Origin of the sequence: Galbibacter orientalis DSM 19592, assembly GCF_000260115.1 — a bacterium.
Classification (GTDB): Bacteria; Bacteroidota; Bacteroidia; order Flavobacteriales; family Flavobacteriaceae; genus Galbibacter; species Galbibacter orientalis.
The window spans coordinates 3,899,189-3,923,771 of sequence record NZ_JH651379.1; the positions used below are offsets into that span (position 1 = coordinate 3,899,189).

23 protein-coding genes are annotated in these 24,583 nt (G+C 36.7%); 19 read left to right on the top strand and 4 right to left on the bottom strand.

Annotated elements, in window-relative coordinates:
- Positions 1-332 precede the first annotated feature (332 nt).
- From JOOMADRAFT_RS16935 to JOOMADRAFT_RS17015, 19 genes are all read left to right on the top strand, one after another.
- Entirely contained in the window at positions 333-1,016 is a 684-nt protein-coding gene (locus JOOMADRAFT_RS16935) for a response regulator transcription factor (protein WP_008615540.1), read from the top strand.
- A complete protein-coding gene (locus JOOMADRAFT_RS16940) occupies positions 1,013-2,293 on the top strand; it encodes a sensor histidine kinase (RefSeq protein ID WP_008615542.1) in 1,281 nt (426 codons plus the stop codon). The genes JOOMADRAFT_RS16935 and JOOMADRAFT_RS16940 overlap by 4 nt, the downstream gene beginning before the upstream one ends.
- Positions 2,294-2,362: 69 nt before the next feature.
- Positions 2,363-2,752 (top strand): hypothetical protein, encoded by a 390-nt coding sequence (locus tag JOOMADRAFT_RS16945; protein ID WP_008615543.1) that lies wholly within the window; start codon positions 2,363-2,365, stop codon positions 2,750-2,752.
- Between the two features lie 137 nt (positions 2,753-2,889).
- The gene (locus JOOMADRAFT_RS16950; RefSeq protein ID WP_008615545.1) at positions 2,890-3,612 is read left to right on the top strand and encodes a superoxide dismutase; all 723 of its coding nucleotides are present in this window, start codon (positions 2,890-2,892) and stop codon (positions 3,610-3,612) included.
- Positions 3,612-4,979: a chromate efflux transporter gene (gene chrA, locus JOOMADRAFT_RS16955; protein ID WP_008615548.1), complete on the top strand. Its 1,368-nt coding sequence runs from the start codon at positions 3,612-3,614 to the stop codon at positions 4,977-4,979. The genes JOOMADRAFT_RS16950 and chrA overlap by 1 nt, the downstream gene beginning before the upstream one ends.
- A gap of 458 nt (positions 4,980-5,437) precedes the next feature.
- A complete protein-coding gene (locus JOOMADRAFT_RS16960; RefSeq protein WP_008615549.1) occupies positions 5,438-6,412 on the top strand; it encodes a DUF1259 domain-containing protein in 975 nt (324 codons plus the stop codon).
- A gap of 1,086 nt (positions 6,413-7,498) precedes the next feature.
- The gene (locus JOOMADRAFT_RS20360) at positions 7,499-7,636 is read left to right on the top strand and encodes a hypothetical protein (RefSeq protein ID WP_008615551.1); all 138 of its coding nucleotides are present in this window, start codon (positions 7,499-7,501) and stop codon (positions 7,634-7,636) included.
- A 461-nt stretch (positions 7,637-8,097) separates the two neighbouring features.
- The gene (locus JOOMADRAFT_RS16970) at positions 8,098-9,351 is read left to right on the top strand and encodes a site-specific integrase (protein ID WP_008615553.1); all 1,254 of its coding nucleotides are present in this window, start codon (positions 8,098-8,100) and stop codon (positions 9,349-9,351) included.
- 349 nt (positions 9,352-9,700) lie between these two features.
- Complete coding sequence (locus JOOMADRAFT_RS16975) at positions 9,701-10,108, top strand: hypothetical protein (protein ID WP_008615555.1); 408 nt, start codon at positions 9,701-9,703, stop codon at positions 10,106-10,108.
- Positions 10,109-10,317: 209 nt separating this feature from the next.
- Positions 10,318-11,346: a nucleoid-associated protein gene (locus JOOMADRAFT_RS16980; RefSeq protein WP_008615557.1), complete on the top strand. Its 1,029-nt coding sequence runs from the start codon at positions 10,318-10,320 to the stop codon at positions 11,344-11,346.
- Positions 11,339-12,766: a hypothetical protein gene (locus JOOMADRAFT_RS16985; protein WP_008615558.1), complete on the top strand. Its 1,428-nt coding sequence runs from the start codon at positions 11,339-11,341 to the stop codon at positions 12,764-12,766. Before JOOMADRAFT_RS16980 ends, JOOMADRAFT_RS16985 begins: the two co-directional genes overlap by 8 nt.
- 413 nt (positions 12,767-13,179) lie before the next feature.
- Positions 13,180-14,016: a DUF932 domain-containing protein gene (locus tag JOOMADRAFT_RS16990; RefSeq protein WP_008615560.1), complete on the top strand. Its 837-nt coding sequence runs from the start codon at positions 13,180-13,182 to the stop codon at positions 14,014-14,016.
- Positions 14,017-14,696: 680 nt separating this feature from the next.
- On the top strand, positions 14,697-14,843 hold the full coding sequence (locus JOOMADRAFT_RS20365) for a hypothetical protein (RefSeq protein WP_008615562.1): 147 nt from the start codon (positions 14,697-14,699) through the stop codon (positions 14,841-14,843).
- Between the two features lie 77 nt (positions 14,844-14,920).
- Complete coding sequence (locus tag JOOMADRAFT_RS16995) at positions 14,921-15,277, top strand: single-stranded DNA-binding protein (protein ID WP_008615563.1); 357 nt, start codon at positions 14,921-14,923, stop codon at positions 15,275-15,277.
- Positions 15,278-15,352: 75 nt separating this feature from the next.
- Positions 15,353-15,733, top strand: coding sequence for a DUF6876 family protein (locus JOOMADRAFT_RS17000; RefSeq protein ID WP_008615564.1), 381 nt, complete (start codon positions 15,353-15,355; stop codon positions 15,731-15,733).
- A 22-nt stretch (positions 15,734-15,755) separates the two neighbouring features.
- Entirely contained in the window at positions 15,756-15,953 is a 198-nt protein-coding gene (locus JOOMADRAFT_RS20565) for a hypothetical protein (protein ID WP_008615565.1), read from the top strand.
- Positions 15,954-16,384: 431 nt separating this feature from the next.
- The gene (locus tag JOOMADRAFT_RS17005; protein WP_008615566.1) at positions 16,385-16,765 is read left to right on the top strand and encodes a BfmA/BtgA family mobilization protein; all 381 of its coding nucleotides are present in this window, start codon (positions 16,385-16,387) and stop codon (positions 16,763-16,765) included.
- An 11-nt stretch (positions 16,766-16,776) separates the two neighbouring features.
- Positions 16,777-17,808 carry a MobB family relaxase gene (gene mobB / locus JOOMADRAFT_RS17010; RefSeq protein ID WP_008615567.1) on the top strand — a complete coding sequence of 344 codons (1,032 nt, stop codon included), beginning with the start codon at positions 16,777-16,779 and terminating at the stop codon, positions 17,806-17,808.
- Positions 17,809-17,817: 9 nt separating this feature from the next.
- Positions 17,818-19,401: a type IV secretory system conjugative DNA transfer family protein gene (locus JOOMADRAFT_RS17015; protein WP_008615568.1), complete on the top strand. Its 1,584-nt coding sequence runs from the start codon at positions 17,818-17,820 to the stop codon at positions 19,399-19,401.
- A gap of 9 nt (positions 19,402-19,410) precedes the next feature.
- On the opposite strand, the gene JOOMADRAFT_RS19755 is transcribed toward JOOMADRAFT_RS17015, so the two are convergent.
- From JOOMADRAFT_RS19755 to JOOMADRAFT_RS17035, 4 genes are all read right to left on the bottom strand, one after another.
- Positions 19,411-20,157, bottom strand: a complete 747-nt coding sequence (locus JOOMADRAFT_RS19755) for a hypothetical protein (RefSeq protein WP_008615570.1) — start codon at positions 20,155-20,157, stop codon at positions 19,411-19,413.
- The gene (locus JOOMADRAFT_RS17025; protein WP_241077787.1) at positions 20,147-23,059 is read right to left on the bottom strand and encodes an Eco57I restriction-modification methylase domain-containing protein; all 2,913 of its coding nucleotides are present in this window, start codon (positions 23,057-23,059) and stop codon (positions 20,147-20,149) included. The genes JOOMADRAFT_RS19755 and JOOMADRAFT_RS17025 overlap by 11 nt, the downstream gene beginning before the upstream one ends.
- A 305-nt stretch (positions 23,060-23,364) precedes the next feature.
- Positions 23,365-23,730, bottom strand: a complete 366-nt coding sequence (locus tag JOOMADRAFT_RS17030) for a hypothetical protein (protein ID WP_008615577.1) — start codon at positions 23,728-23,730, stop codon at positions 23,365-23,367.
- A 7-nt stretch (positions 23,731-23,737) separates the two neighbouring features.
- Positions 23,738-24,571, bottom strand: coding sequence for a DUF4138 domain-containing protein (locus tag JOOMADRAFT_RS17035; protein ID WP_008615578.1), 834 nt, complete (start codon positions 24,569-24,571; stop codon positions 23,738-23,740).
- Positions 24,572-24,583: the final 12 nt, after the last annotated feature.

Sequence of the window (24,583 nt, forward strand, 5' to 3'; positions counted from 1 at the left end):
TTCAGGTCTAGGAATTTTGATCAACCTATTAATAAAAATTAACCTATTTGATATCCTTAAAATCCTTTGTTTTTTCCATTTTAGCTTCTATTTACCGGAAGCCGTTGAGAGCAAAGTATTTGGTCATAAATTTATCACCAATCCAAATTTATCTTTTAAAAAACTTTTGTCCGTTATACTGAGAAACTTTGGGGGCTTTGATTCAGCTGTTATTGTTTTGGTTGCCGATCATATTTTTTTATTTGCCAATGGATTTTGAGATCGAACTGAAGCGAAGAAGATATTGCTCAGCCAGTATTTCTACAGAATTAATTTCTTAATTTGTATTTATTATGAAATTACTGATTGTAGAAGATGAACCGTACCTGTTAAAAAGCCTTGAGGATTTCGCGGCCAAAGAAGGCTATTTATATGATTCGGCAGGCAACTTTCAAACAGCCCAAGAACGTGTTTATTTATACGATTATGACTGTCTAATTCTAGACATTAATTTACCGGATGGCAGTGGGTTCGAAATTCTTGAAATTCTTAAAAAAGAAGATAAGACTGATGGTGTTATTATTCTTTCTGCAAGAGATTCCCTAGATGATAAGTTAACTGGCCTCGAATTAGGAGCTGATGATTACCTGATAAAACCATTTTATTTTTCAGAACTTAATGCCCGGATAAAAGCCGTCATTCGTAGGAAACAGTTTAAAACCAATAAGCCTATCCGCTTTGCCAATATGGTAATAGATCTAGGCCAATACCTAGTGAGAATAGATAACTTTTCTACGCCAATCTCATTTACTAAAAAAGAATATGCTATACTCATCCACCTCATTAACAATAATAAACGTATTATTTCTAAAATGGCGCTCGCAGAGTACGTATGGGGTGATTATGTAGATGAGGCCCAGAGTTTTGATTTTTTGTTTTCTCAGATTAAGAACCTCAAACGAAAGCTGAAAGATGCCGGGGCACAAGTAGAAATAAATAACATCTATGGGGTAGGTTATCAAATTCAGGCTTTATGAAGCTGCTTACCTACACATCCCGCCTTCAAATGCTGTATTTCCTCGTCTTGTTCGGGATTTTTTCGATATTGTTTTATTTGGTACTTAGCTGGAATGTACTTCAAAATGTAGATGAAGTGTTGAACAACCGCAAAGTCAACTTGCTAGCTTATCTAGAAGAAAATCCTGAAGCTCCTTTTAAAGAGGATAACCCACTAGACGATTTTACCTTTTTTCCTGTTGAAAAGAAGGTGTTTCAGGAAAGCTATGAAAGCTACACTGACACTCTTATTTATGAGCCTGTTGATGATGAGTTTGATGAGTACCGAAAGCTTACAGCTTATGTGAAATTACACAATAATAACTACCGGCTGGAAATTATAAAGCCACATCTGGAAGCGGGAGAAATGATAGGTACCATTGCCATTACACTCGGCAGCCTATTTATGGGCTTGGCGCTTTCTTTTTACTTAACCCAACGTATTATCTCCAAAAAAATATGGAAATCGTTTTTTGAAATGCTCGAAAGGCTCCGGCTCTTGCGCTTTGATAAAGAGAAAATGCCCGAATTACCATCTACAAATATTGATGAGTTCCGGATGCTGAATGAAGCTGTGAATGAGCTGGTCCGAAAAAATACTGAAGTCTTTCAAAGCCAAAAGCAATTTATTGAAAACGCTTCACATGAAATGCAAACGCCCTTGTCCATTATCCAGTCAAGGCTGGAAGCACTCATTGGGCAGGCTGAACTTTCAAAGAAGCAGGCGGAAATTATTGAAGGCATTATCGGTTCAACACAACGCTTAAAAAAACTGAGTAAAACTCTGTTGCTCTTATCTAAAATCGAAAACCGGCAGTTTATCCTTTCGGAACAGGTTGATATTCAAACAATTTTATGCCGATCCATGGAATTTTATGAAGAACATAAAGCCGCCTTGAATATATCGGTGAAAGCCGAAACACGAGATAGTTTGAAAGTGCAGGGAAATATTATGCTTACGGAGATACTGATACAGAACCTACTTAAAAACGCCTTTCTGCATAATATTGAGAATGGAATGGTAAGCGTTCAAATAATGGAAAACAAGCTCATTATTGCCAATACCGGGCAAAAGCAAGAAATAGGAAAAGTATTTGAGAAGGATAAATTGTTCAACCGTTTTTACAAACAATCCAGGAATCCCAATACTTGGGGGTTGGGATTAGCCATTGCTCTAAAGGTAGCTGAAACGAGTGGATGGGGACTTCATTATTATAAAGAAGAAGGATTGCACATTTTTGAAGTGAATTTCGGGTAACCAATCAGCTTCCCAAATTTCTACAGATTCCATTCATATACTTGCATTTAATAAAATCATGAAACTATAATGAACAGAGCCGGGAACCAAATCATTCTTATTTTGCTTTTATCCTTTTTAACCCCTAAAATTGTTTTTTCACAGGTAGAAAATAAAGAAACAAATTATCCTAAGATAAAAAACTATTTTAGTATTATGCATCCTATTGCCACTATAACAAAAGACGGGAATCACTTTAATTTTGATGGCAGTTATACAGTAGGCTTTCCAGTTGGTATAAATTTTCTTCAGAGCGACAAAATAGCTTACAGTATCGAGTTTGCACCTATGATTTCTTTTAATGATCGTGCGAGTAGGGTAACCGGATTACTTTTTCACCCAGGTGTTATCTACCGAAACATTGGAGGTTTTAATTTTTTAACCAGGCTTGCATTCAATACCAACGGCCGTTATGGTTAGACCTATAATTAAAAAGGAAAAAGTAACTTATTTCCTCGCTACGCCCATTCCGTTTAGATTCGGCAATGATTTACCTTTTTCAGTAACTTTTGGTTTTCAAGTTGGAATAGCATTTTAATCATATAAAAGAAAAAATTATGGACAGAAAAGATTTTTTAAGGAACTCAGCAATTTTAGGTGGAGCAACCATACTCCCTACTAACAATGTATTTTCGCAGAATGTGACTGAAAATGGAATAGATAAGTTGGTCGACAAAAACGGTAACTTTATCCAGAAATCACTTCCTTACAACAAAACATTTTTGGAACCACATATGGACGAAGAAACCCTTCACTTACACTATGAGTTTCATCATGGTGGAGCAGTTAAAGGTGCAAACAAAGATTTGATTAAAATAAAAGAACACCTAAAATCAGGAGATTTAGACCAGGTTGATTTGTGGACACGCAAACTGGCGTATCATTTTTCAAGCCACGTGCTACATACCATTTTCTGGACAAACCTTTCCAATAAAAAAACACAGCCCAAAGCAGAACTATTGAAACAGATAGAAAAAGATTTCGGCTCATTTGAAAAGCTCCAGGTATATATAGCAAAAGTATCTAAAGGCGTAGAAGGAAGCGGCTGGGGTATTTTGGGTTATCAACCCTTTTCCCGATCGCTAACCATCTTGCAATGTGAGAATCATCAGAAACTGACCCAGTGGGGCGTGATTCCGTTATTGGTTATTGATGTGTGGGAACATGCATATTATTTGAAACACAAAAATAAAAGAGGGGATTTTGTCGATACGATTTTAAATATCATTAATTGGGATAATGTAGCAGAACGATATAATAAGGCCATAAAAATTGTTTAATGGAGCAATTACCCTTTAAAGAAGCCATAAAAGTATGGATTAGAGTAGCCATTTATAGCTTTGGTGGACCTGCCGGGCAGATTGCGGTGATGCATAAAATTCTGGTCGAAGAAAAAAAATGGATAAGTGAGGACCGCTTTTTACATGCGCTCAATTACTGTATGCTGCTGCCTGGGCCGGAAGCCCAGCAGCTGGCCACGTATATTGGGTGGTTGCTGCATAGGACGAAAGGGGGGGTAACTGCAGGTATTTTATTTGTAATACCTGGATTTGTTTCAATACTAATTCTCAGTATTCTTTACGCTGCTTACAGAGATGTTGGTATTGTCGAAGCTATATTCTTCGGTATTAAACCTGCCGTCTTAGCCATAGTTGTTGGAGCCGTCATTAAAATAGGTAAAAAGGCCATCAAAAATGAGCTCATGTTTGTTTTGGCGGCTTTGGCCTTTATAGCTATATTTTTCTTTGAGGTAGATTTTCCTTATATAATAATAGCAGCGGGATTGACAGGTTTTATTGGCGGAAAACTTTGGGAAGAAAAATTCCATGTCATTAAAGGGCATAGATTAGCTGAAGAACATAAAGACAAGGACAATAATGAAAATACATTGATTGACAGCAAAATACAACCTGTAAAGCCGTCTTTAAAAAAAACATTCAAGACTATTTTTATTTTCCTAACGCTATGGTCTTTACCACTATTGATCCTTGGACTGGTGATTGGGGTCGAAAACATTTTCTTCTCGGAAGGCTTATTTTTCAGTAAAACGGCCGTTCTAACTTTCGGAGGGGCTTATGCTGTATTAGCCTATATCGCTCAAAAAGCGGTTGAAGATTATGGCTGGTTACAATCCGGTGAAATGTTGGATGGACTGGGTATGGCCGAAACTACGCCGGGTCCGCTGATACAGGTGGTACAGTTCGTAGGCTTCATGGGGGCCTATAGATTAAGCGGCTCTCTCGATCCTCTAACAGCTGGAATTTTAGCTTCCCTGATGGTTACCTGGGTTACCTTTGTACCTTGCTTTCTATTCATTTTTACAGGCGCTCCTTATATAGAATACCTACGGGGCAATAAAAGTTTAACCACTGCACTATCAGGAATTACAGCTGCCGTAGTAGGGGTTGTACTTAATCTGGGTGTCTGGTTTGCAATCCACACCCTTTTCTCTGAGGTTAACGAAAAATATCTGTACGGAGCAAGGTGGTTGATTCCCGAATGGAGCACAGTTAATATTGGATCATTAATTATTGCTCTAATAGCCTCTTTTGTATATTTCATTTTGAAATGGGATATGTTGAAAACTATCCTGATCAGTGTTTTATCAGGTATCATCTATTTCTTCATATTTAAGGAATTAGGTTGATTATGTGCTGTAACCCTATTGTCGATAACAGCATGATAACAAAGGATATGGCACTTACGGTATGTTTAAAAGGTGTAACCGGCAATCACGACAAGGGCGGCGGTTTATGGATAAAACAATTATTATGTAGTACGGGCAAATCCACTCGAGGATAACGTGGTGTGTACAAAGTAGAAGATGGCTAACGCAGAGATTTGCCCCTTGTAGGAAAAGGAAAAACCTATGGCTTAGATGTTGCCGCTCTAGGTGATAACTGGAAGAGCCTGGAATTAATATTAAAAGTGATGATTTACCATTTATTTGAACAATAAGGAGTATTTAAAGTTAAAGATACCACCCTCACTAAAGCTGGTAAGGTGGGTTTATGGACCAAAGAAGATGCTGTAACTTACTTTGATGATTTCAGTATAAAAACATTAGATTGATTAGAAGAATTTAAATAATAAAACAAACATATTATGAAAAGTAAATACGTATTGATTTCAACAGTTTTTTTATTGCTTTCGTGCAATGGCCATGACGGTAAAAAAGAGAATGCTGACAGTTCTCGCCCATCTTCTGAAAAACAAAAGGAGATAGAACAACAGGAAGATATGGAACGGCATCCCCTGAATATTACAGCTATCCGGGAGGTTATTGGCATTAAGGGCACGGAAAACAATGGGGAATATAAAGTAGTAGTTCCCCAAAATGATCTAGAGATAATGGTTGATGGTTTTAAAATCATCCCCCCGATGGGACTAGGCAGCTGGGCAGCATTTTCTGCGATTAAAGAGGGAGCAATGGTCATGGGCGATATAGTGGTGACTGAAGATGATTTGTGGCCGGTACAACAGGAAGTAATAAGACAGGGATTGACTATTACCGCCATCCATAATCATTTTGTGAGGAATAATCCCAATGTCATGTACATGCATATTGGAGGTATGGGTGAAGAAGGAGTACTTGCAGAAAAAGTAAAAGCTTTATTCGATAAGGTTGTGGAAGTGCGTGGTGGGAATCCTGCAGCTTCCGAACCTAGTGAAGTCGAGAATACGCTGGATACTGATAGAATAGATAATATTATAGGACATTCAGGTAATCTTAACAATGGAGTTTATAAGATTACAATAGGGAGGCCAGATGTTGATCTTAGGGAGCACGGAGCTCCTGTTAGTACTTTTATGGGATTTAATACCTGGGCCAGCTGGCAGGGGACTCCAGAAAAAGCTGCTGTTGCAGGAGATTTCACCATGCTTGCCGATGAAATTGCCCCTGTTATAAAAGCCCTTGTAGAAAACGGTATTGAAGTAGTGGCAGTACATAATCACATGGTGTATGAAGAACCAAGAATATTCTTTTTACATTATTGGGGTGTGGGCCCAGCCGAGAAACTCGCCCACGGTCTGAAAACGGCTCTTAACCAGACCGGGGTGGTGAGCAAAAATGAATAATTAAATTCATTTTTAATTTAGCGAGGTATTTTAAATGAATGAGAGAGGAGACACGGGATTAATTTCCGTTACCTCTTTCCACGTAAAAATACCTACGGTTCTCGTATACTGTAATTTTTCTATTTATTCTGAATTTCCTCTAACCATTGCCAAGAGGTGGATGTCCTGTCTGGAACTTGCCGAAATAAAACTTTATGTGAGCTTTTTAATAATCCCTTGAATAAAATAGACCTATGAGTAACCCAGGCGAAATTTTCGTTATCTTTAAAAGAAAAGGATAATTATATGTCTATATACGATTACCCTTTAAAATGTTGAAATTTTCTTTAACGAAAAGGATGTTGAACTCCTATTAAATTAAAAGGTCTTAAAACCTGATTTTCCATCTGATGCCGTTCCGGAGATAACTAACAAGGGCTTTTATCAAATAAGTATCAGCCCGAAGCTTTGAATAGCGTATAATTCGTTCCTATCAGTTCGGTCACAGTTTATTATTATGGGGAAGTATTCCCCGATAGAAAGTTAACAATTACAGAAACTCACTAACATATATATAATTCCTAAATAAGTGTGTTCGTAAAACTAAGGGGGAATAGCAAGAGGGTAACACGCGAAGCGATGTTACAGATCATTAATACATTGAAATTCAATAAATTACGAATTTAAATCCTATCATTTTTCACGTATTTTGCGACAAATGCACTCGCAACCCCCGTAAATAGGTGGTTTTTTGCGACAAATTTCACGGAAAACTGAAATTCAAACCCACTTACCACTTTTACCTCCACTTCGCAAAAGCTCCATTTCAGCAAAAGAGGTTTATTACAATTTGTCTTAGACACGAGCCAAAAAGCTTAAAATATTAAAAGAATACGATCGAAAAAGCTTTTTGACTCAAGTCCGCTAGGCGGTAACTAAAATTCACCGATCAGGTTTTCAGAATTATTTAAAAATCCTTCCTACATCACCTTACCTTTCGATGCAAAAATCAAGCTTAAAAATTAACCGGAGCGCATAAACCGCTTTGCTATTTATAGCTCCTCTATAATTTTAAAACTGAATGAAGTAGCATCAAAAGGTAATGCGATGGCGCTGGAAGAAGTAAATAAAATTGAGAATAAACCATTTCATCCTGATCTCACTATTTTTTCTTTTCGCCGGCAAAAGGAAAATGCTCCAGATGAAAAAAGTAAATTGGTTTTTGTTCTAAACTTTCCGGATTGACCAGATTCGATGCAAAATCTTTGATTTTTTTGGAGTCGGATCTTTTACTTCCTCAATAAATTAGACAGGATTCATAATCTAATTATTTGTATATTTGATTAGGTCAGAATATCAAACTGCACCAATACGTTCTATTTAAATTGTGAGTTAATCGTGAGTTCAAAAAACTAGAACTGCGTGAAACCATACAAATACTGGGGTTTTCAGCGTTTTAAAAGCGTTCTGCCACCCCGACAATTACGGTGTCAATAGACACCAAAATATAGCTAATCTTATGAAAATCAAGGATTTTCATTTTTCTTGAAATCATAAGATTGGCTTTAATATCAATTCAAAGGTTACCTATTCGGTTAGCTAAATTGTTACCAGAATTTTCACTACATTGGTAATTCAATAGACTTGACTTTCGCAGCGATTTGACTTTCGTAAACAAATCGATTATTCACTTAAAGCGAGAGTTTATGCAGACTTCCAAGACTTTTACCATTCATTTTTGGCTAAGTATGGCCAAGAAAAAAGATGATTTTGCACCCATTTATGCCCGTATCACGGTCGATGGAAAACGTGCCGAAATCAGTTTAAAACGATCTACATCGGTTACCTATTGGGATACCCGTTCCAAGAGGTCAACGCTAAGGACTTCCGATGGAAAGTCCTTAAACGTTTACCTCGACCAGGTGTACTCTGATTTATTGGAATGCCACAAACAGCTTCTGGGCGAATCCAAATACGTTACCGCCCAGGCCATCAAAGCCCGATATCTTGGGGAAGATGAACAGCACAAAACGCTGCTTCAACTGGTTTCCTATCACAATAAGAATATGGTTTCGGTGCTCAAACCTGGCACCTTGAAAAATTACTTTACTACGGAACGCTATATCAAACGGTATCTGAAGCACAAACTAAAGACCAATGACATTTTCCTGAAACAATTGTCCTATAAATTCATCATTGATTTTGAACAGTTCCTGCGTAACGGAAAATCTATAAACCGTTCCCAGCCCCTAAAGAACAATGGGGTTATGAAACATTTGGAACGCTTGAAAAAGATGATGAACCTTGCCCTTCGGTTGGAATGGATCGAGAAAGACCCTTTTGTAAGGTTTTCGCTAAAGTTCACAAAACATCAACGGGCATTTTTATCGCAATCTGAACTTGAAATTTTGGAGTCCGGTCAGCTTTCAAAAGGGATGCACCAGAAAACGAGGGACGTTTTTGTTTTTGCCTGTTATACAGGATTATCCTATATCGACGTGAAATTGCTTTGCGACGACCATATTGTAAGAGGCATCGATGGGGATTACTGGATATTTACAAAAAGGGAAAAGAACGATGAAGCGGTAAAAATCCCGCTTTTGGACAAAGCCCTTGACATCTTGAAAAAATATGACCAAGATCCTAAAAGCAAGCAAGAAAAACTGCTACCGGTATTTTCTAATCAGAAAATCAATAAATATTTGAAGGAAGTAGCTGCTATCCTAAAAATCAATAAAAAGCTTACGTTTCACGCGGCAAGACATACGTTTGCAACTACCGTGACCCTTTCCAATGGCGTGCCCATTGAGACCGTTTCAAAATTGCTGGGGCATACGAAGCTTTCGACAACGCAAATATATGCCAGGGTCATCGAACAAAAAGTGTCAACGGATATGCGTTCGTTACGCAGTAAATTAAACACCACGGACAAGGCTGAAACAAGGGTGCATTATCAATAATTCGGTTTTGAAAACAACTTTTAGGTTCTAATCCAGTCGGCACCCTTATTTATTCTCGTCAAATCCTTTGCAAATTTTGGTTTTTATGGAGCCTTAAATTTCTGCGTTAAGTCATTTTTTGTGTCGGTCAGCTGAGGCAACCAAAACCAAACCGGGGGCAAATGTAGCCACCTTCCGCCGCTGGGTCAAGGCCGGGCCCTTCGGGATGCCGAACATTTTTCTGCGAAAAATAACCGCTCATACCTTGCCCTTTCCTTTCCGTGGCTGTTAATGCCCTGTTTTGGTATTGCTCGTTGCCTTACAAGCTGCCAAAACGATTTAAAATAATGTTTAACTAAAAATTTTAATTATGGCAACAACAGTAAAACAAAACGGAACTGCAAACAAGGATAATGCATCCGTTAAAAAAGAAGTACAGAAAAAGCTTACCAATGAAGCCATTGGAAAAGCTGGTTCAACAGAAAGAACGGTAGTACCCAAAAAAGCTACCATCAGTTTGGATAACCGGATCCAAAATTTTGAAAAATTGAGGGGATTGGCCACCCAACGGGAACGGTTGACCCAAACCTTGAACGAATTGACGAAGTTCAACTACAACCAAGGGGATTCAGCTTCATTTTACATCCGGGACTCCCACAATTTGGAGTTTAAAACGACCAATACGAATCTTATCAAATTGGTCACAACACACTTGCAGTCCACTTTGGAGGAACGAAAGTCCGAAATTGAGGAACAGTTTTTACAATTTGAGCTCTAAGTTAACTTCAAACCCTTTAAACAGGAAGCCTACTCCCCAGGAGTAGGTTTTTTAATGACATAAATAGTCAAGTTTGTTAAAATAACCAATCGCAAATTCGTAAAATACCATTGGTGAAAGTGAATGCCTATATGTAATTGTAGAGATAAATTTTAAAGAAAAGAATTGATCTCCCGTAATATTAATATCTTTAACAAAATTTTTGATATATGACTATTAAATATGCGTCCCTTAATCATATAAATCATAGAGACTCTTCAATAAGAGATATTAACATTACACATAGCGACTCCTTAAAGGAATATACTGACAAGCTTTTTAAGGAAATAACGGAAAGCCCTAGAAAAAGACAGTATATATTTTCTAGTTCAAAATCAGAAGTAAGAAATGTCCTGGATGATATTGTTACAGATAACGACCGAAAAAAATCAATTAATTTGGCTGCTCAACGGCTCTTAAATAAAGAAAAAGATGCTCAACAACAACTCGACAATAAAAAATTAAAAGTTGATATTTTAAAAGGTAGTTTGTTCCAAGCATATGTTGAAATAGACGGAAAGGAAAATATTATTATTTGTAAAGCCGATCATAATGAATTTCTTGATGAAAATTCCCTTACGATTCGTAGTGGATTACCTTGGGATAAAAAGATTTTTAAAGCAGCTTTGATACATTTGAAAGATGGAATTGTTGCTGATGAAGTTGATGTCCTCGATGCTAACTTATCTAAATATTGGTGGAGAGAATTTTTAGAGCTTGAAGCTAAACATACAGATGCTTTTAATACAGAAAAATCTATGGATTTTTTTGACACCCGTGTTTTTAGCGGGATTAAAAAGAAACATCCAGCTGATTATCGCATTCTCAGAAACAGCTTCGTTGGTTACTATCGTAGGAAGGATATATTTGAAATAGAAGATTTTATAGAAACTCTTTTCTCAAATTATGAACCTGAAGATGAAAATTTAAAAATTGATCCCTTAGTTGCTAAAATTAGATCCTTACCATCTAGTTTAGGCTTCGATAGATCATTCGATATTTCAAAAAAGCACATTAAAAAAAGAATGTCAACTAGGGTCAAAGTATCTGATGCAATTGATCTATACCTAAAGACAGACGTTCCTCATTTCAGAAAAACATTACGCTCTGGTAAAACCAGTAGTGGACAAATGTATTTGCAGATTTTAACAGAAAATGAAGATGTTTATAAAGAGTTTTTGAGAAGTGAAGATGAATAGCATTTCAGAAATAGTAGGTTTTATTTTTTCAAATGGAGACGATCTTATTTGTAATGATCGCTATGAAAAGACCATTATTTCAGGAATTGTCAGGAAAAAAACATCATTAAGAAGTGAAGGGAATTTAAACAACTTTTTTAATAATATTTCTGATGAATGGAGCTTGAGAATTACGCTAAATGACGATGAAAATTTATTGACCTGTTCGAATTCTATAGATCAAAATTTTGTTAGTGAGTATAACGCGATTCAACTTCTTCAAGATGATAAATTATCCATAAAATTAGAAATTTACAAAGATTCAAAGGAGTTTAATAGAAATGTATATTGTGAAAAATCTTTCAACGAGTGGGTTGAATCTAGATCGGCGATTGAACTGTTAAAGACAATTTCTAATGATATAAAAAGAAATGGTTTTGTCAATTTTAATATGATTGAAAATAAACAGACTCATTTGTATTCAAAGCGTGTAAGAGTAAATGATTCAACCTTTGTAAACAAAAATTTTAAAACATATCCTGAATATTCAAATTTTGATCAAAATAATGAATATCCCTACATAGGAAGTGACTTTAAAGTTTTAGATCATAATTTGAGCTGTCTTTTTTTACCATCTCGTCTCACAAATTTGAGTAATTTGTTTTCAATTACGAGCCTTTTTGATGTTACCTATTTGCAGGGGAATATTTTATTTTACAAGTTAAAAGGTTATAAATTTTTTCAAGGAAAGTTACCTGTCAAGGATCTAACAAAAAACTACGACATATATTCAAAAATTAATAACTGGATTTTTGATGATAGTGCCAATATTGCTGATAAACTAGGCATATCGAAAAATATTATATCCCTTCATATTACCCCAAATAACATAGTTTTAAATGATTCAGTATTTAGTTCTATTCTTTCTGGACACAAAATTTATCTCAAAGAAAATGTATCACAATACCTTAAAGTTAGATCAAAAATAAATGATGAATTAGCAGATATTTTAAAAGAAATAAGAAATAGCCTTCAAGAATTGAGAACAAATTATCAAAAAAGTAATTTTCTCTATATATCCTTTTTTATGTCTGTTTACGTAATTAGAACCCTAATTAAAAAGGATTTTGAACAGATTTTCACCAAAGATACTACTGTGCTTTTCTTCGCTTTTATAGGAATATCCATAATATATCTTATTTACACAATTTGGTCGGTTATCACGATGAGGGATCGAATAAAAAAACACTATCAAAATGTTAAGGCAAAAAACCTTGATATAATGGAAAAATCAGACATTGAGCGAATTTTAAAAAATGACTCTGAATTTGATGATGAAATATCATATTTCAATACAAGAATAAGCGTTTATGTAATCTTATGGATTTTAACTATGGTTGTCCTTACCTTTGCTGTACTTTATTTATCCAAAGCTATCTAATTTCTATTAATTGAGATACTATTTACATTCAGCCATTGCCTTGCATTCCGCAGAAAAAAGCCTGTCCTGAGCAAAGCCGAAGAGCTCCATTCCGGGAAAAGCGCTTCATTAAAAAGGTCTTGAAAACATCTCTAAAGTTTCCGATTTCCATTCCACTTGCGCGCTCATTCCCAAGAAAAACGGGAAGCGGTCAAAACCCATTCCCATCTATAACTTTGAAGTCAAGTCTGCTTTAAGGGGAGGGTATTCAATCAATATCAACGCAAAGGTAAACCCGTAAAATACTCCCATCAAAAGCTTACGGCATAAAGCCGCTCCAACGCTCGCTATTTATTCCGTTTCCTTTTGAGCCGAGATTTTATCTTCCGTTTGGTTCTACTTAACTATTAATTGTTTAACCAAAATCAAATGTTATGTATTTATCAAATTTACAGCAAGATGAAATCTTCGTTCCATCAGAAATGAAGTCTTTGAAAAGCCTGACACAGATGGAATCTCGAAGGGGGCTTGAAAATGTCATTATCTCGAATGGCAAAATTGTCAATGTGGTATCGAACTGCTATGGCCACGTACCGAACGAACTGTTCTTCAAAAAAGCCGAAGAAATGTTGACCGATGCCGAGCTGAACTATCAGAAGCGCACGATCAATAGGGATGACCGGTCATTCATAACCGACTTTATCATCGATGACAACAGCCAATTCTCGGTAAAGAACGAAAAAGACCTGATACTGCCAATGCTGCGGTTCAAGAATTCCTATGATGGGAGCGAAAAAACTTCCGGCCATTTTGGCTTTTATCGGCAGGTATGCTCCAATGGCCTGCACGTTTCACAGGCGGAAATTGAGTTCTCCATCAAACATAGTAAGAACAATACCGACCTGATAATGCCAAGGTTAAGCAATCTGTTCGATAAGTTCTTGGATAATGAATTTTACACAATTACCAAGAAATTAGACAGGATGAGGGAATTCAAGATCATCGACACCAAAGAATTTGTGAAGGAAATTCTGGAAAGGACAAAATTGTTCCGGTACGAATGTAGTGATAAGAACAATGATCCTTCAAAGAAATCCCGTGAAGTCCTTGAAATTCTGGATAATGAAGCCCTGCTGCTCAATGAAGTCCCCAATTTATGGATAGGCTATAATGCTTTTAATCAAATGCTTCACAATACATTGAAGAAAAGCTTCTCGCAACAGGAACGGCTGGACAAAAAACTGTTCGATGCTGTCTATGAAATGGCTTAATGTCATTAAAGGTTTATCCAGTACCTTAAACTGGATTTTTTCCTGTTCTCAGGAAAAGAATTTGTTTTGAAAGTTGGCTTTGCAATCCCACTCAGCCCATTCCCCTGCATTCCGCAGAAAAAGCTCCATTCCGTGAAAAGCGCTTCATTACAAAGGTCTTGGACACAACTCCAAAGCTTCCGATTTCCATTCCACTTGCCCGCTCATTCCCGAGAAAAACCGGGAAGTGGCCAAGCTCCATTCCCATCTACAGCTTTGAAGTCAAGTCCGCTTTAAATCCTACTTCAAGAGGATAATCCGTTTTCATAAGCCGGTCAGCACATTGCCGTTGCATTTCGCGAAAGGCTGCATTCCGGGCAAAGAGCTTCCCTTCAAAGGTCTTGGACACAACTCTAAAGATTCCGATTTCCATTGCGTTAACCCTGCCTGAAAAACGGCAGGGACACTTCATTCCCAATCTACATCTTTAAAGTTAAGTCCGCTTGATAGGAATTCCATTTATCATTTAGTCCCGCTTCCTATGTTTCCATACTTCACAAAAGGCATTTAGACCTACTCCCGAGCCACCGCTGTCCCTACCCTTTTTTTGTAAGCAAAATACCAATATTTGGAAGTTAAACGGAGTGCATAACCGGTCGTGCCTCCCTTTTATAACTCCTTATTAATTCCAACTATTGAAAATGTATCAGCAACAAAAAAAGGTAACAGCGGACGGCTCTATGGGAAGTAAATCTAAACTGAATTATTATGAAATCTTACAAAAACATCAAAAAGGAAGCGGGACTAAAAAAACAAAAAAAGGAAAACGCTCTGGATATAATAAGTAAATCACTTCAAAAAAATATAAACGCAAACTATCTGAATGGTTCGGGTAGCATTTTAGTTAATCTTTAATTCTTTTATTATGAGTACTTTAAAAAATCACGTACAGTTAATCGGAAACGTTGGCCAAGAGCCACAAATCACCAACCTTGAAAGCGGTAAAAAGGTTGCCCGTCTTTCACTCGCCACGAATGAGTATTACAAAGATGCCAAAGGCGAAAAAGTCCAAAGTACCGAATGGCACACCATTGTAGCCTGGGGCAAAACTGCCGAAATCATCGAGAAATATGCCGGAAAGGGCAAAGAAATCGGGGTAACGGGAAAATTGAAATCCCGAAGCTACGAGGATAAGGACGGTATCAAAAGATATGTTACCGAAGTGGAAGCCAACGAAATCCTATTGTTGGGAACTAAGAACGGCAATAATTCAGCCGATTAACCTAAAATCAAAGAGGGTGTTTCCGTCTAAAGTTGCGCCCTCTTTTCATTATTAACTCCATAAATAGAAATCAAAATGAAAGCACAAGTTAACGAAATCAAAGCGGGATTACAACATTTTCACGGTTCGGAAACCGTGTTTCAAATCCCATTATTAAGAACCCGATACACCAACGGACTAAAATATTTGGCGGAAGCTGCGGAATGCTTTTGGCTGATAACCGATACATCTGCATTTGCCAAAACCTTGATGGACAAAAGCTATTTTGTAACCATCGACTTTAAACGGTTGCCCAAGGATAAACAGGATTATTCTGGGTATGAAGCCGAGATTACGTACAGCGATGGAAACGGGAACATTTTTGGAAAACACGGTTATTGGATAACGGATTTTCCACTTGATGAACTGCGGTTATTTTTTGTGGATAATACGTTGATGTTACCAAGCGAATATTAACCCGTTCAAAAACCTAAAAATTATGATCTACTTAAATTTTTCAGATCTGAACGGGGAAGCCCAAGAACGCCTTTTGGAAAGTTCAAAAAAGGACGTTGAGCAAAAATTTGGCGATGATATCCGAAATTACGCAAAGGAACATTGCACCAATTTTGAGGTGATGATCGAAGAGGAAGCACTACGGAATCTGTACAGTTATACCTATGTGTTCAATATCTGAAATCTGCTAAATAAGAACGGAAAGACCTTTGGAATTTCAAGGGTCTTTTTTCATTCTGTTGGCATCAATTCAATAAAAAGCCTTATCTTTATTTTGCTGAAATTCAGCATTCAATTTTACGCAGGGGTATCCATTTTTTGACTTTCGCCGATAACCCTGCCCATCGAAAAATTACATAACGGGAAATCTTTTCCCTGAAATTGGCAATTGGCATTTAGCCAAATTGTACGAAATTTTTGTCCCGCTGGGCGGGACGAAAAGGAGTAGCAAGAGGGTAACACGCGATGCGATGTTAAGCACTCCTATTCCTTGTTAATCATCTGATTTTTAAACACTTAAAAATCAATTGATTATTTGAATTTCTACAATTTGCGACAAATGCCCTGTAAGCGCCCATTTTTAGGGAAGGATTTGCGACAAATCGGCGAATTATGGACTCATTTATCGGCATTAGGTTCAAAAAGGAAACCGCCAAGCGTTTCCAGCAATTTTCAAGAACTCACTTCAAATCGCACACCGAGGCAATGGCCACGATGCTCGATTTTTTCTTCTACAACGAAATCTCGCCACGGGAAAAACTGGGTCCGACCGGGAGGACGATCGAGGCCAATTTAAAGAAACGGATCAATGCGGTAATCGCCATAATGAGGGATATGGAAAAGACCCAGACCAAACCCACCGCGGCAATGATCGAATCCCTTTTTCAGAGCGAAGAACCCAAAAAGAAACCCCTGATTTTAGAGAAGAAATTTGTGGAAGAAAAGCCGAAAGTAAAATTTCAAGAAAAACAAAACCACAACAACGAACTGTAAATTTTTGAGCTATGTATATCACGATCACACCTCAAAAACTGGGCGGGAACTATTCCCAAAGTTCGGCCGATTTTGTGGGCTATCTGGAAAAGGAAAACCAAGGTCTGGAGCAGGAAGAAATGGAGCACTTTTTCAATCAATATGGCGATGAATTTTCAGCGGAAGAAGTGGTAAAAGATATTGATGGAAATGGTGCAAAATTAAAAAAGAAAGAACCGAAATTCTATTCGATTACGGTCAGTCCGTCGAAGTATGAATTGAACCGGTTACAGAACAGCAGCGAAGACTTAAAAAAATACACCCGTGAGTTGATGAAAGATTATGTGCAATCGTTCAACCGGGAAATCAATGGGCGACCGGTAACCATCAATGATATAAAATACTATGCAAAAATTGAGCACCAACGAACCTTTAAGGGAACGGACAAACAGATCAGGGAAAACCAACCTTTTGCCGCCAAAATATTGCACCTAAAAAATGAAATCCGAAGTATTGAAAGCGGTTCGATGGAAGGAAGTGTTAGGAAACGAGAAAAAGAAATCGCAAAACTGGAACGCCAAGCGCCACACCAACAGGATGGCAAACGGATCGTCCAGGGAATGCCCAAGGCCGGAAGCCAAAGCCATATCCACATTATCGTGAGCCGGAAAGACGCTTCCAATTCGTTCAGTCTTTCGCCCGGGAGCAAATACAAAGCTTCCGAAGTAGAGATGAGGGGGAAGCAAGTCAAACGGGGCTTTGATAGGGATAAATTTTTTGACCGGGCAGAAAAGACCTTTGATAAGACTTTTGGCTATCAGCGGAACTTTGCGGAAACCTACAAGGCACGGAAGGATTTCATTAAAAACCCAAAAATCTATTTTGCCTCGTTGATGAAACTGCCCACCAACGAAAAGGCAATCGCTTTTAAACTGATGCGGGAAACGGGCATCCCGATAATGCCAAGCATCCCGACCAATCAGGCACAGCTTGCCCTAAAGGTTTTCAATAAGCTGCGCAAAGGTTTGGACGTGGCCATCAAATCAAGTTCAATCGGAATCTAAATCTTTGTTATGCAACTGGATAATCTTACAACGACACTCTTAATTATTGGCTTAATAAGCACGCTATTTTATATGCTGTACAGATTGACGCGTTATGCCTTTATTTTAAATGGGATTTTGCTTGGGATTTTGGTGTTTTACCTATCGAGTGGCAATGACTTAATCTTGATTTCATTGATTCTGGTTTGTCCGTTGATGCTAATTAATACAGGACTGTACGTTTTTCTGCACAAAACGGATGAACCTAAAAATGCCGAGAGCAAGTATCGTGTAAGCTTTGCAACGAGCAAGGGAAACTTCAAACTCGAAAACGTAAAAAGAGGGGCATCCATCATAGGATCTGCCGGAAGTGGCAAGACCGAAAGCGTGGTTTATGGTTTCCTGAAGCATTTCCAAAAAGAGGGCTTTTGCGGAATCATTCACGACTACAAAGATTTTGAACTCACGGAAATGGCCTATCCGCTTTTCAAGGATTGCGATATTCCGTTTAAGGTTATTTCCTTCGATAAAATCATCCACAGGGTAAATCCTGTTGCCCCACGGTATTTAGAGAACGAGGAAAGCGTAAACGAGGTTTCCCGGGTGCTGATCGAGAACCTTTTGGAGCAAAGGGAATCCGGCACGAGTGGCACGACCAAATTCTTCAATGATGCTGCCGAAGGACTGATCGGTGGATTGATTTGGAAGCTGAAAACCTCTTATCCTGAATTTTGTACCCTGCCTCATTTGATTGCCATCTATCAGTATTTAGATACGGACAGCCTCATCCAGTTTTTGGAAACCAATACGACATCACGGGCAATGGCAGATGCCTTTATCAGCGGTAAGGATTCTGAGAGACAGACCGCAGGGGTTAAAAGCACCTTGGCCAATGCGCTCAAGCGGATCAGCACCCAACGCATCTTTATGGCCTTATCTGCGGATGAAGTGCCACTCAATATAAATAGTTCTGAAAATCCAACTGTGATTTCGGTGGTAAACAATCCCAAATTTGAAACTTCTTATTCGCCTGTTATTGCAACCATTATCCATACGATCACCAAACAAATGAGTGTGCGAAATTCCAAACCTTCTTTTCTGTTGATGGAAGAAGCGCCTACCATACGCTTATTGAATATGCACCGCATTCCGGCAACCCTGAGGAGTTATGATATTGCTACGATTTACGTGATGCAGGACAAGATACAGAACGATATGATGTACGGGGATAAGGCAAGCAAGGCGATATTGAGCAATCTTTCCTATCAGTTTTTTGGAAAGGTCAACGACCCGGACACTGCAAAATATTATGAACGCTTTTTTGAGATTATAAAGGATCCGACCAAAAGCGTGAGCCGTGGGCATAACTTAGATTTTGATACAAGGGTTACCACTGGGGAAAAGGAAATACCCAAAATACGCGCTGATGTTTTCTTCAGATTAAAACAGGGCGAGTTTATTACCTATGCCGACGGAAAGGATAAAAAGGTACAGTTTAAATTGCAGCAGATTCAGCGAGAGCTTCCCGAGGAATCAAAGCAATTTACCCCGGCTGATTTAGAGGCTAATTTTGAACGGGTTTATAAGGAGGCGAAGTCTATATTCAAAAATTAAATCATAAATTTAACTCATTACTATTTTAGTATAATCCAATAATAAATGATATACCAAAAATGATTCATTTCTTCCAAAATTTTTAGTGTGGATAGAACTATATGTAGCTTTAAAAGTACTATGGAAATTCTGAAATTTCAGATATTGAAGCGTGTGTATCTCTGAATCTTCACTTAATATAGTATTGGCTTTTTTCGCTACAACTGTATGATCTAGCTTTATATTCTCGATAAACGCGATTTGCCCCTCAAAAGGTAACCTCAAATTTGTATGATTTCGATTGGTTACTTTTTTTATATCCCCAATATAAGCTTTGGTGTCAGATAATATTTTTATGCGTTTGCATTCTATAGCAAAATAAACCTGATTATTTTGAGACATCCATTCATCTTGAAGCCCCAACCTATCAACATAAATATCTATTTTGTCAGGTTTTTGCTTAGAATCAATTAGATCAATATACCTTTCCTGAGTCTCAGCACTAAAGTGAATTTCTTCTAATTCAGTGACCTTTTCTTTAAAAAGATGTTTGTTGACGTTGAGATAATTATCTATTAAATCAAATTTTAGAAAATCCTCGAAGGTCAGTGTACTATTCTGAGCGACCGTACTGATAGAATAAGGGGCTACTGTTTTATCCTTGACACAAATTTCATAGCATTCGCATACGTAAGAAATTATCTGCGTTATTCTTTTGTTGGTAATAGAAAAAGTATCTTTTCTATGCTGTATGAATTGGGAGGCATCAGAAATCATTAATCTCACTACTTAAGCTGTTCAACTCTGCCTGCTCAATTGTATTTCTGAATTCCGCAACATCATACCAAGCAAGGGCACGATGCCAACATTTATATTCATTTGGTTTAATGATATAAAATGAATTAGTTTCGAAGCCTTTAATATCTTTTTGAATGAAAAGGTTTTTTGAAGGGTCCTTTGTATTGGTAATCTGAGAAATACTAAGATTACTCGCCAACCTTCTAAGCACTTCTTTTTCGTTATTTTTATCTTGCGGATAAATAATTTTATCTTTGGGTTCTTTGCTCAAAAACACAAAATTCATTGCAATAAAGTGGTCTAAAGGATAAATTTCAATTTGGATAAATTCAGCATTATAAAGATCGCCCATCTCTTTCAGGTAAACTTCTGCATATTTTTTTAGAACAAGATCTCTATTTCTATAATGCTCAGGGTTAAGTTGTGTAAAATCTATTACTAAATATTGTTTGCTTTCTTGAAATTGGTATCTCGAAACATTTAAAGCATAATCTATCAAATCTTTTTCATACTCTTTAATCTCATATACTTCATTGATTAGTTTATTTATTTGAGAAAATACAGAATCGTCAAACTCAGGTTCGCCTAAATTAAATTCTGAGTAATGCTTTTTGAATGGATTCAGGAATTTATTCACCAAATTAATGAGATCATTTTTTAAACCCTTACCTGGTTCCCTATACGGTATTTTTAAAAACTCATCCACAAAACGAATAGCAGGTCTAGTTCCAACGCCCCAGGCACTAGCAATCAAAAACATATAATAGGTGGCCATTTCTGAAATAAGTAACCCATACAGAGGTTTAATAATCTCTTCATTAAGTGAAGAGATTGCAAAAGTTCCTTTTCGAAATACAGAATCTGAATCACAATAAGATATAACTGGTTTGTTCCAATTCTTACTTTGCTCTTTTAATAGAATTTTTTTTCCTTTAAAAATATCTATTTCTCTTCCACGTGCAAGATTGACGTCTGACTCTTCTAATGTGTTGGCCTTATCAACTTGGGTATAATATTCATTTATTTCGCTATTTTCAACTATTGGCATTCCAATCATATTAGGAAAAGGTTTTGCATCTTTTCCCCTCGAAATGCCGGCACCTCCATATAAAGTATCCCCATCGACCAAGTCTGATATTTTGAAAGCATTTTGTGACTCTAATCTTTTAATAAGGCCAAAATCTAAAATATTTCCATATAGCGCTACTTTAAACATCCAATCATTTTCAAGAAAATGTCTCTGAGAGATTTTCTTGTTATCATACTTCTCAATGACTAGCATTTTAAAATATTTTAAAAATGAATTAACCTTTATGCTTAAATGTTCGACAACATTTTCCAGATAATTTTTGTTATTAGCTAGGCGATAAAAAGCTATAGAAGTTGGGCTCTCTTGCTGCTCAAAAAGAGTTTGTTTTACGGGTGAAAGATCTAAAAATTTATCTAGGCAGAAAGATGTCAGGAATTTATGTTTAAATTCCCTTGTAGTGGTTGAAACATTATAGAAAATTGTACTGGTTACTATTAAAGCTGCCACAGTATCCGGTTGCATAAAATCTTGCGAACGTAATAAAAAAGATTGTGCAATTTCTAATTTGCCCGTAATCTTTCTATTATGAATTTTAGTAGAATTGATCCATTTTAAATGCTTAAGGGATTTATCCTTTTTCCAAGGAGGATTTCCTAATATGAAATTCGGTTTTTGCTTTTTGACTACTTCATTAAATTGATGGTCTAAGTCGAAACAATCTGCTTCAAATAGGTTTTCTCCCAAGAAGTTTGGGAAAGGGTATTTTTCGATATCCTTTGGACTTTGATAATCCAAAAGAGCAATATATATAGAGAAGCAGGTTACTTTTAAAGCTTCTGGATTAATATCGATTCCGTAAAGATTTTCTTTGGCAATGTTTCGAATGCGTTTGCTAAAATCCTTATTATTCTTTTTTCCTTTTAGGTCGATTTCTTTTTCAATCATCTTTCTCAAAGACTGAACTAAAAAAATACCGGAACCTACAGCTACTTCGAATATTTTACAAGAAGAAGAAGTGCTATTCGCTAAATATTTATCGACCGTATCATTTAAAACATATTCTACTAAAAAAGGAGGCGTATATACCGCTGCGTCCAATTTCCTTTTTTCTTCATCAATTAATGATTCGTAAATACCAGAGATTACTTCTACAGGAATAATTGAGAAATCAAAAATATGAAAATAATACCCCTCGAATATTGCGCCCTGTTCTTGTATTTCCCCTTTAAAAACATCCGCTAGGAATTGAGACTGTTTTGAAGTTAATTTAATATTGACTTCCTTGAATAAAACACCATTGAAATTTTTATTGAGCCTGCTGAATAAGTTATCCAGTTTAGTTGGTTCCTGTATTATTCTACTAAAACTAAGTCTTTTCTCGTCTAAGGAATTACCTCTTATTTCTTCATCATCGATTTTAACCCCTCTATCAATTAAATAACGAATAAAAATTAATCGGAGAATTAAAGAGTTCGCTTCATTTTCGGTAAGTCCATTAGGTTCATCAATTAAAATTTGCCTAACCGATCTTATATTTTGAAATAGACGCTCATTTACTCTTTTTCTATATTTGTTCTTTTTTGTAGTTTCTAAATATTCTTGTTGTAGCCATTTCCACGTAGATCCGCTTTGAAGATTCCAAAAAGAAAACCTCTCCTGTCTTTCCTCTGGACTCAAGGGGATTTCTTCAAGACTCTTTTCTTTTTTATGGTAATTCAAGGCATTATAAACCTTTACATCTTGTTTTTTAATTACAAAAATTACCGGTGAGTTATCGAAAGACCATACCTGTTTATGAATTTCTAACTCCCGATTTGATCGATCATTTTCATCGAGATAAAAAAATAGCAATAAGGGCTGCTGATTAAAAACATAATACGCATCAGGATTAATAATGTCTATTTTTTGTTTTACTTCTGGAGTAAATCCATTGAAAGGAATACCAAGTGCCTTATCCCTAAAATAGACCGCGTGGTGTTCGATTAGCCCTAATTGATTTAATATGTTTTTTAAAGGTGCGATTAGAAATTGAATTTTGTCTTTGCAAAAATAGAAGATTTAACAGACCACCCATAACATAAATTACTTTTGTTTTACCATTGACGAAAAAATTAACGACCAATTTAAAAAGGAGAAGGTCTATACTATTTCTTTCCTTAAAACGGCCCTTTCTCTCTTGGCCCTTGCTGCGTAACCTTCCATTGACCATCTACCTTTAGAAGCTTGAACAATTCAGGATTTTCCTCATAAGAGGTTGTAAACCTTACCCAAGCGGTCTTATCATCGGCAGTTTCTTCCAGCATTTTAAAATTGGAATCCCCTGATTTTCCTGCTGCCATTAAATCCTGTATCGATTTTAGACCTTCATAGCCTTCGGGGGTGGTATGTTTTTTTAGGGTGGTATTATCTTCATTGTAGAAACTTTCCACCACGATTTTTGAAGTTTCGCTCGGCGAAAGGTCTTGTTTCCCTGCACAGGACAGAAAAAATACTACTAACGAAAAAATGGCTATTCTTTTCATAATGATATTAATTTGGGTTATTGATAAATCTATGCGATATTTTTAATTTTAAGTGCCTTTCCCCGTTCTTTTCGTTGATCTCTAAAACCGCCCTGCGGTCATTGCTTATCGAAAATTTTGGCAGCACGTAAACCAATTTTACGGTTTCATTTTCAACTACTTTGGTGGGCAGATTATATTTAAAAATAGGCTCTTGATAAAGACTTTGCAATGATTTCTTTTTACCCTTTTGTCTCGTCTCTACCGATAATTTTAAGAAATTCAGATCGTAATCCAAGGTAGATTTATTTTCAATCTGGATTACGAAGTAAAGCTCTTCCTTATCAAAAACAATGTTTTCAATACTTAAAACGATGCCCTCATTTCGCTTTTTTATACGACCAATCCGTTGCTTTCGATCAATTAAATAGGAACAAAATTTTTGGTAATAATAGACCTCATTTCCCAACTCCTTCTTAAACACAACTACTTTTGTCGAATCAGCAACAATAGGCTTTTCATTGCCGATGCTTTTAGACTTCGGTATAAAATAATTCAGTCTATCAAGCTGTTTCTTATACCTTACAATATACGAAAAAACTGCACCATTTCTATTGACCACCAACAGATTACTTTCCATTCCTGGCTTTGCTTGGAGCAATCCAAAATACTGTTCTTTCTCGCGATTGTAGGTGAATACAAAATTGTCTGATCCCGTAATTCCCTGACGTATGGGTTCTGGGAAGAACAAGGCCACGTTCTTTTGGTCATTGGCATAAATGGTATCGAGTGTGATAGGTGTTTGCGCTTTTGCGAAGGCTGTACCGCACAGAAATATTGAGATAAAAATATAATTTTTCATAAGAGTGAGTTT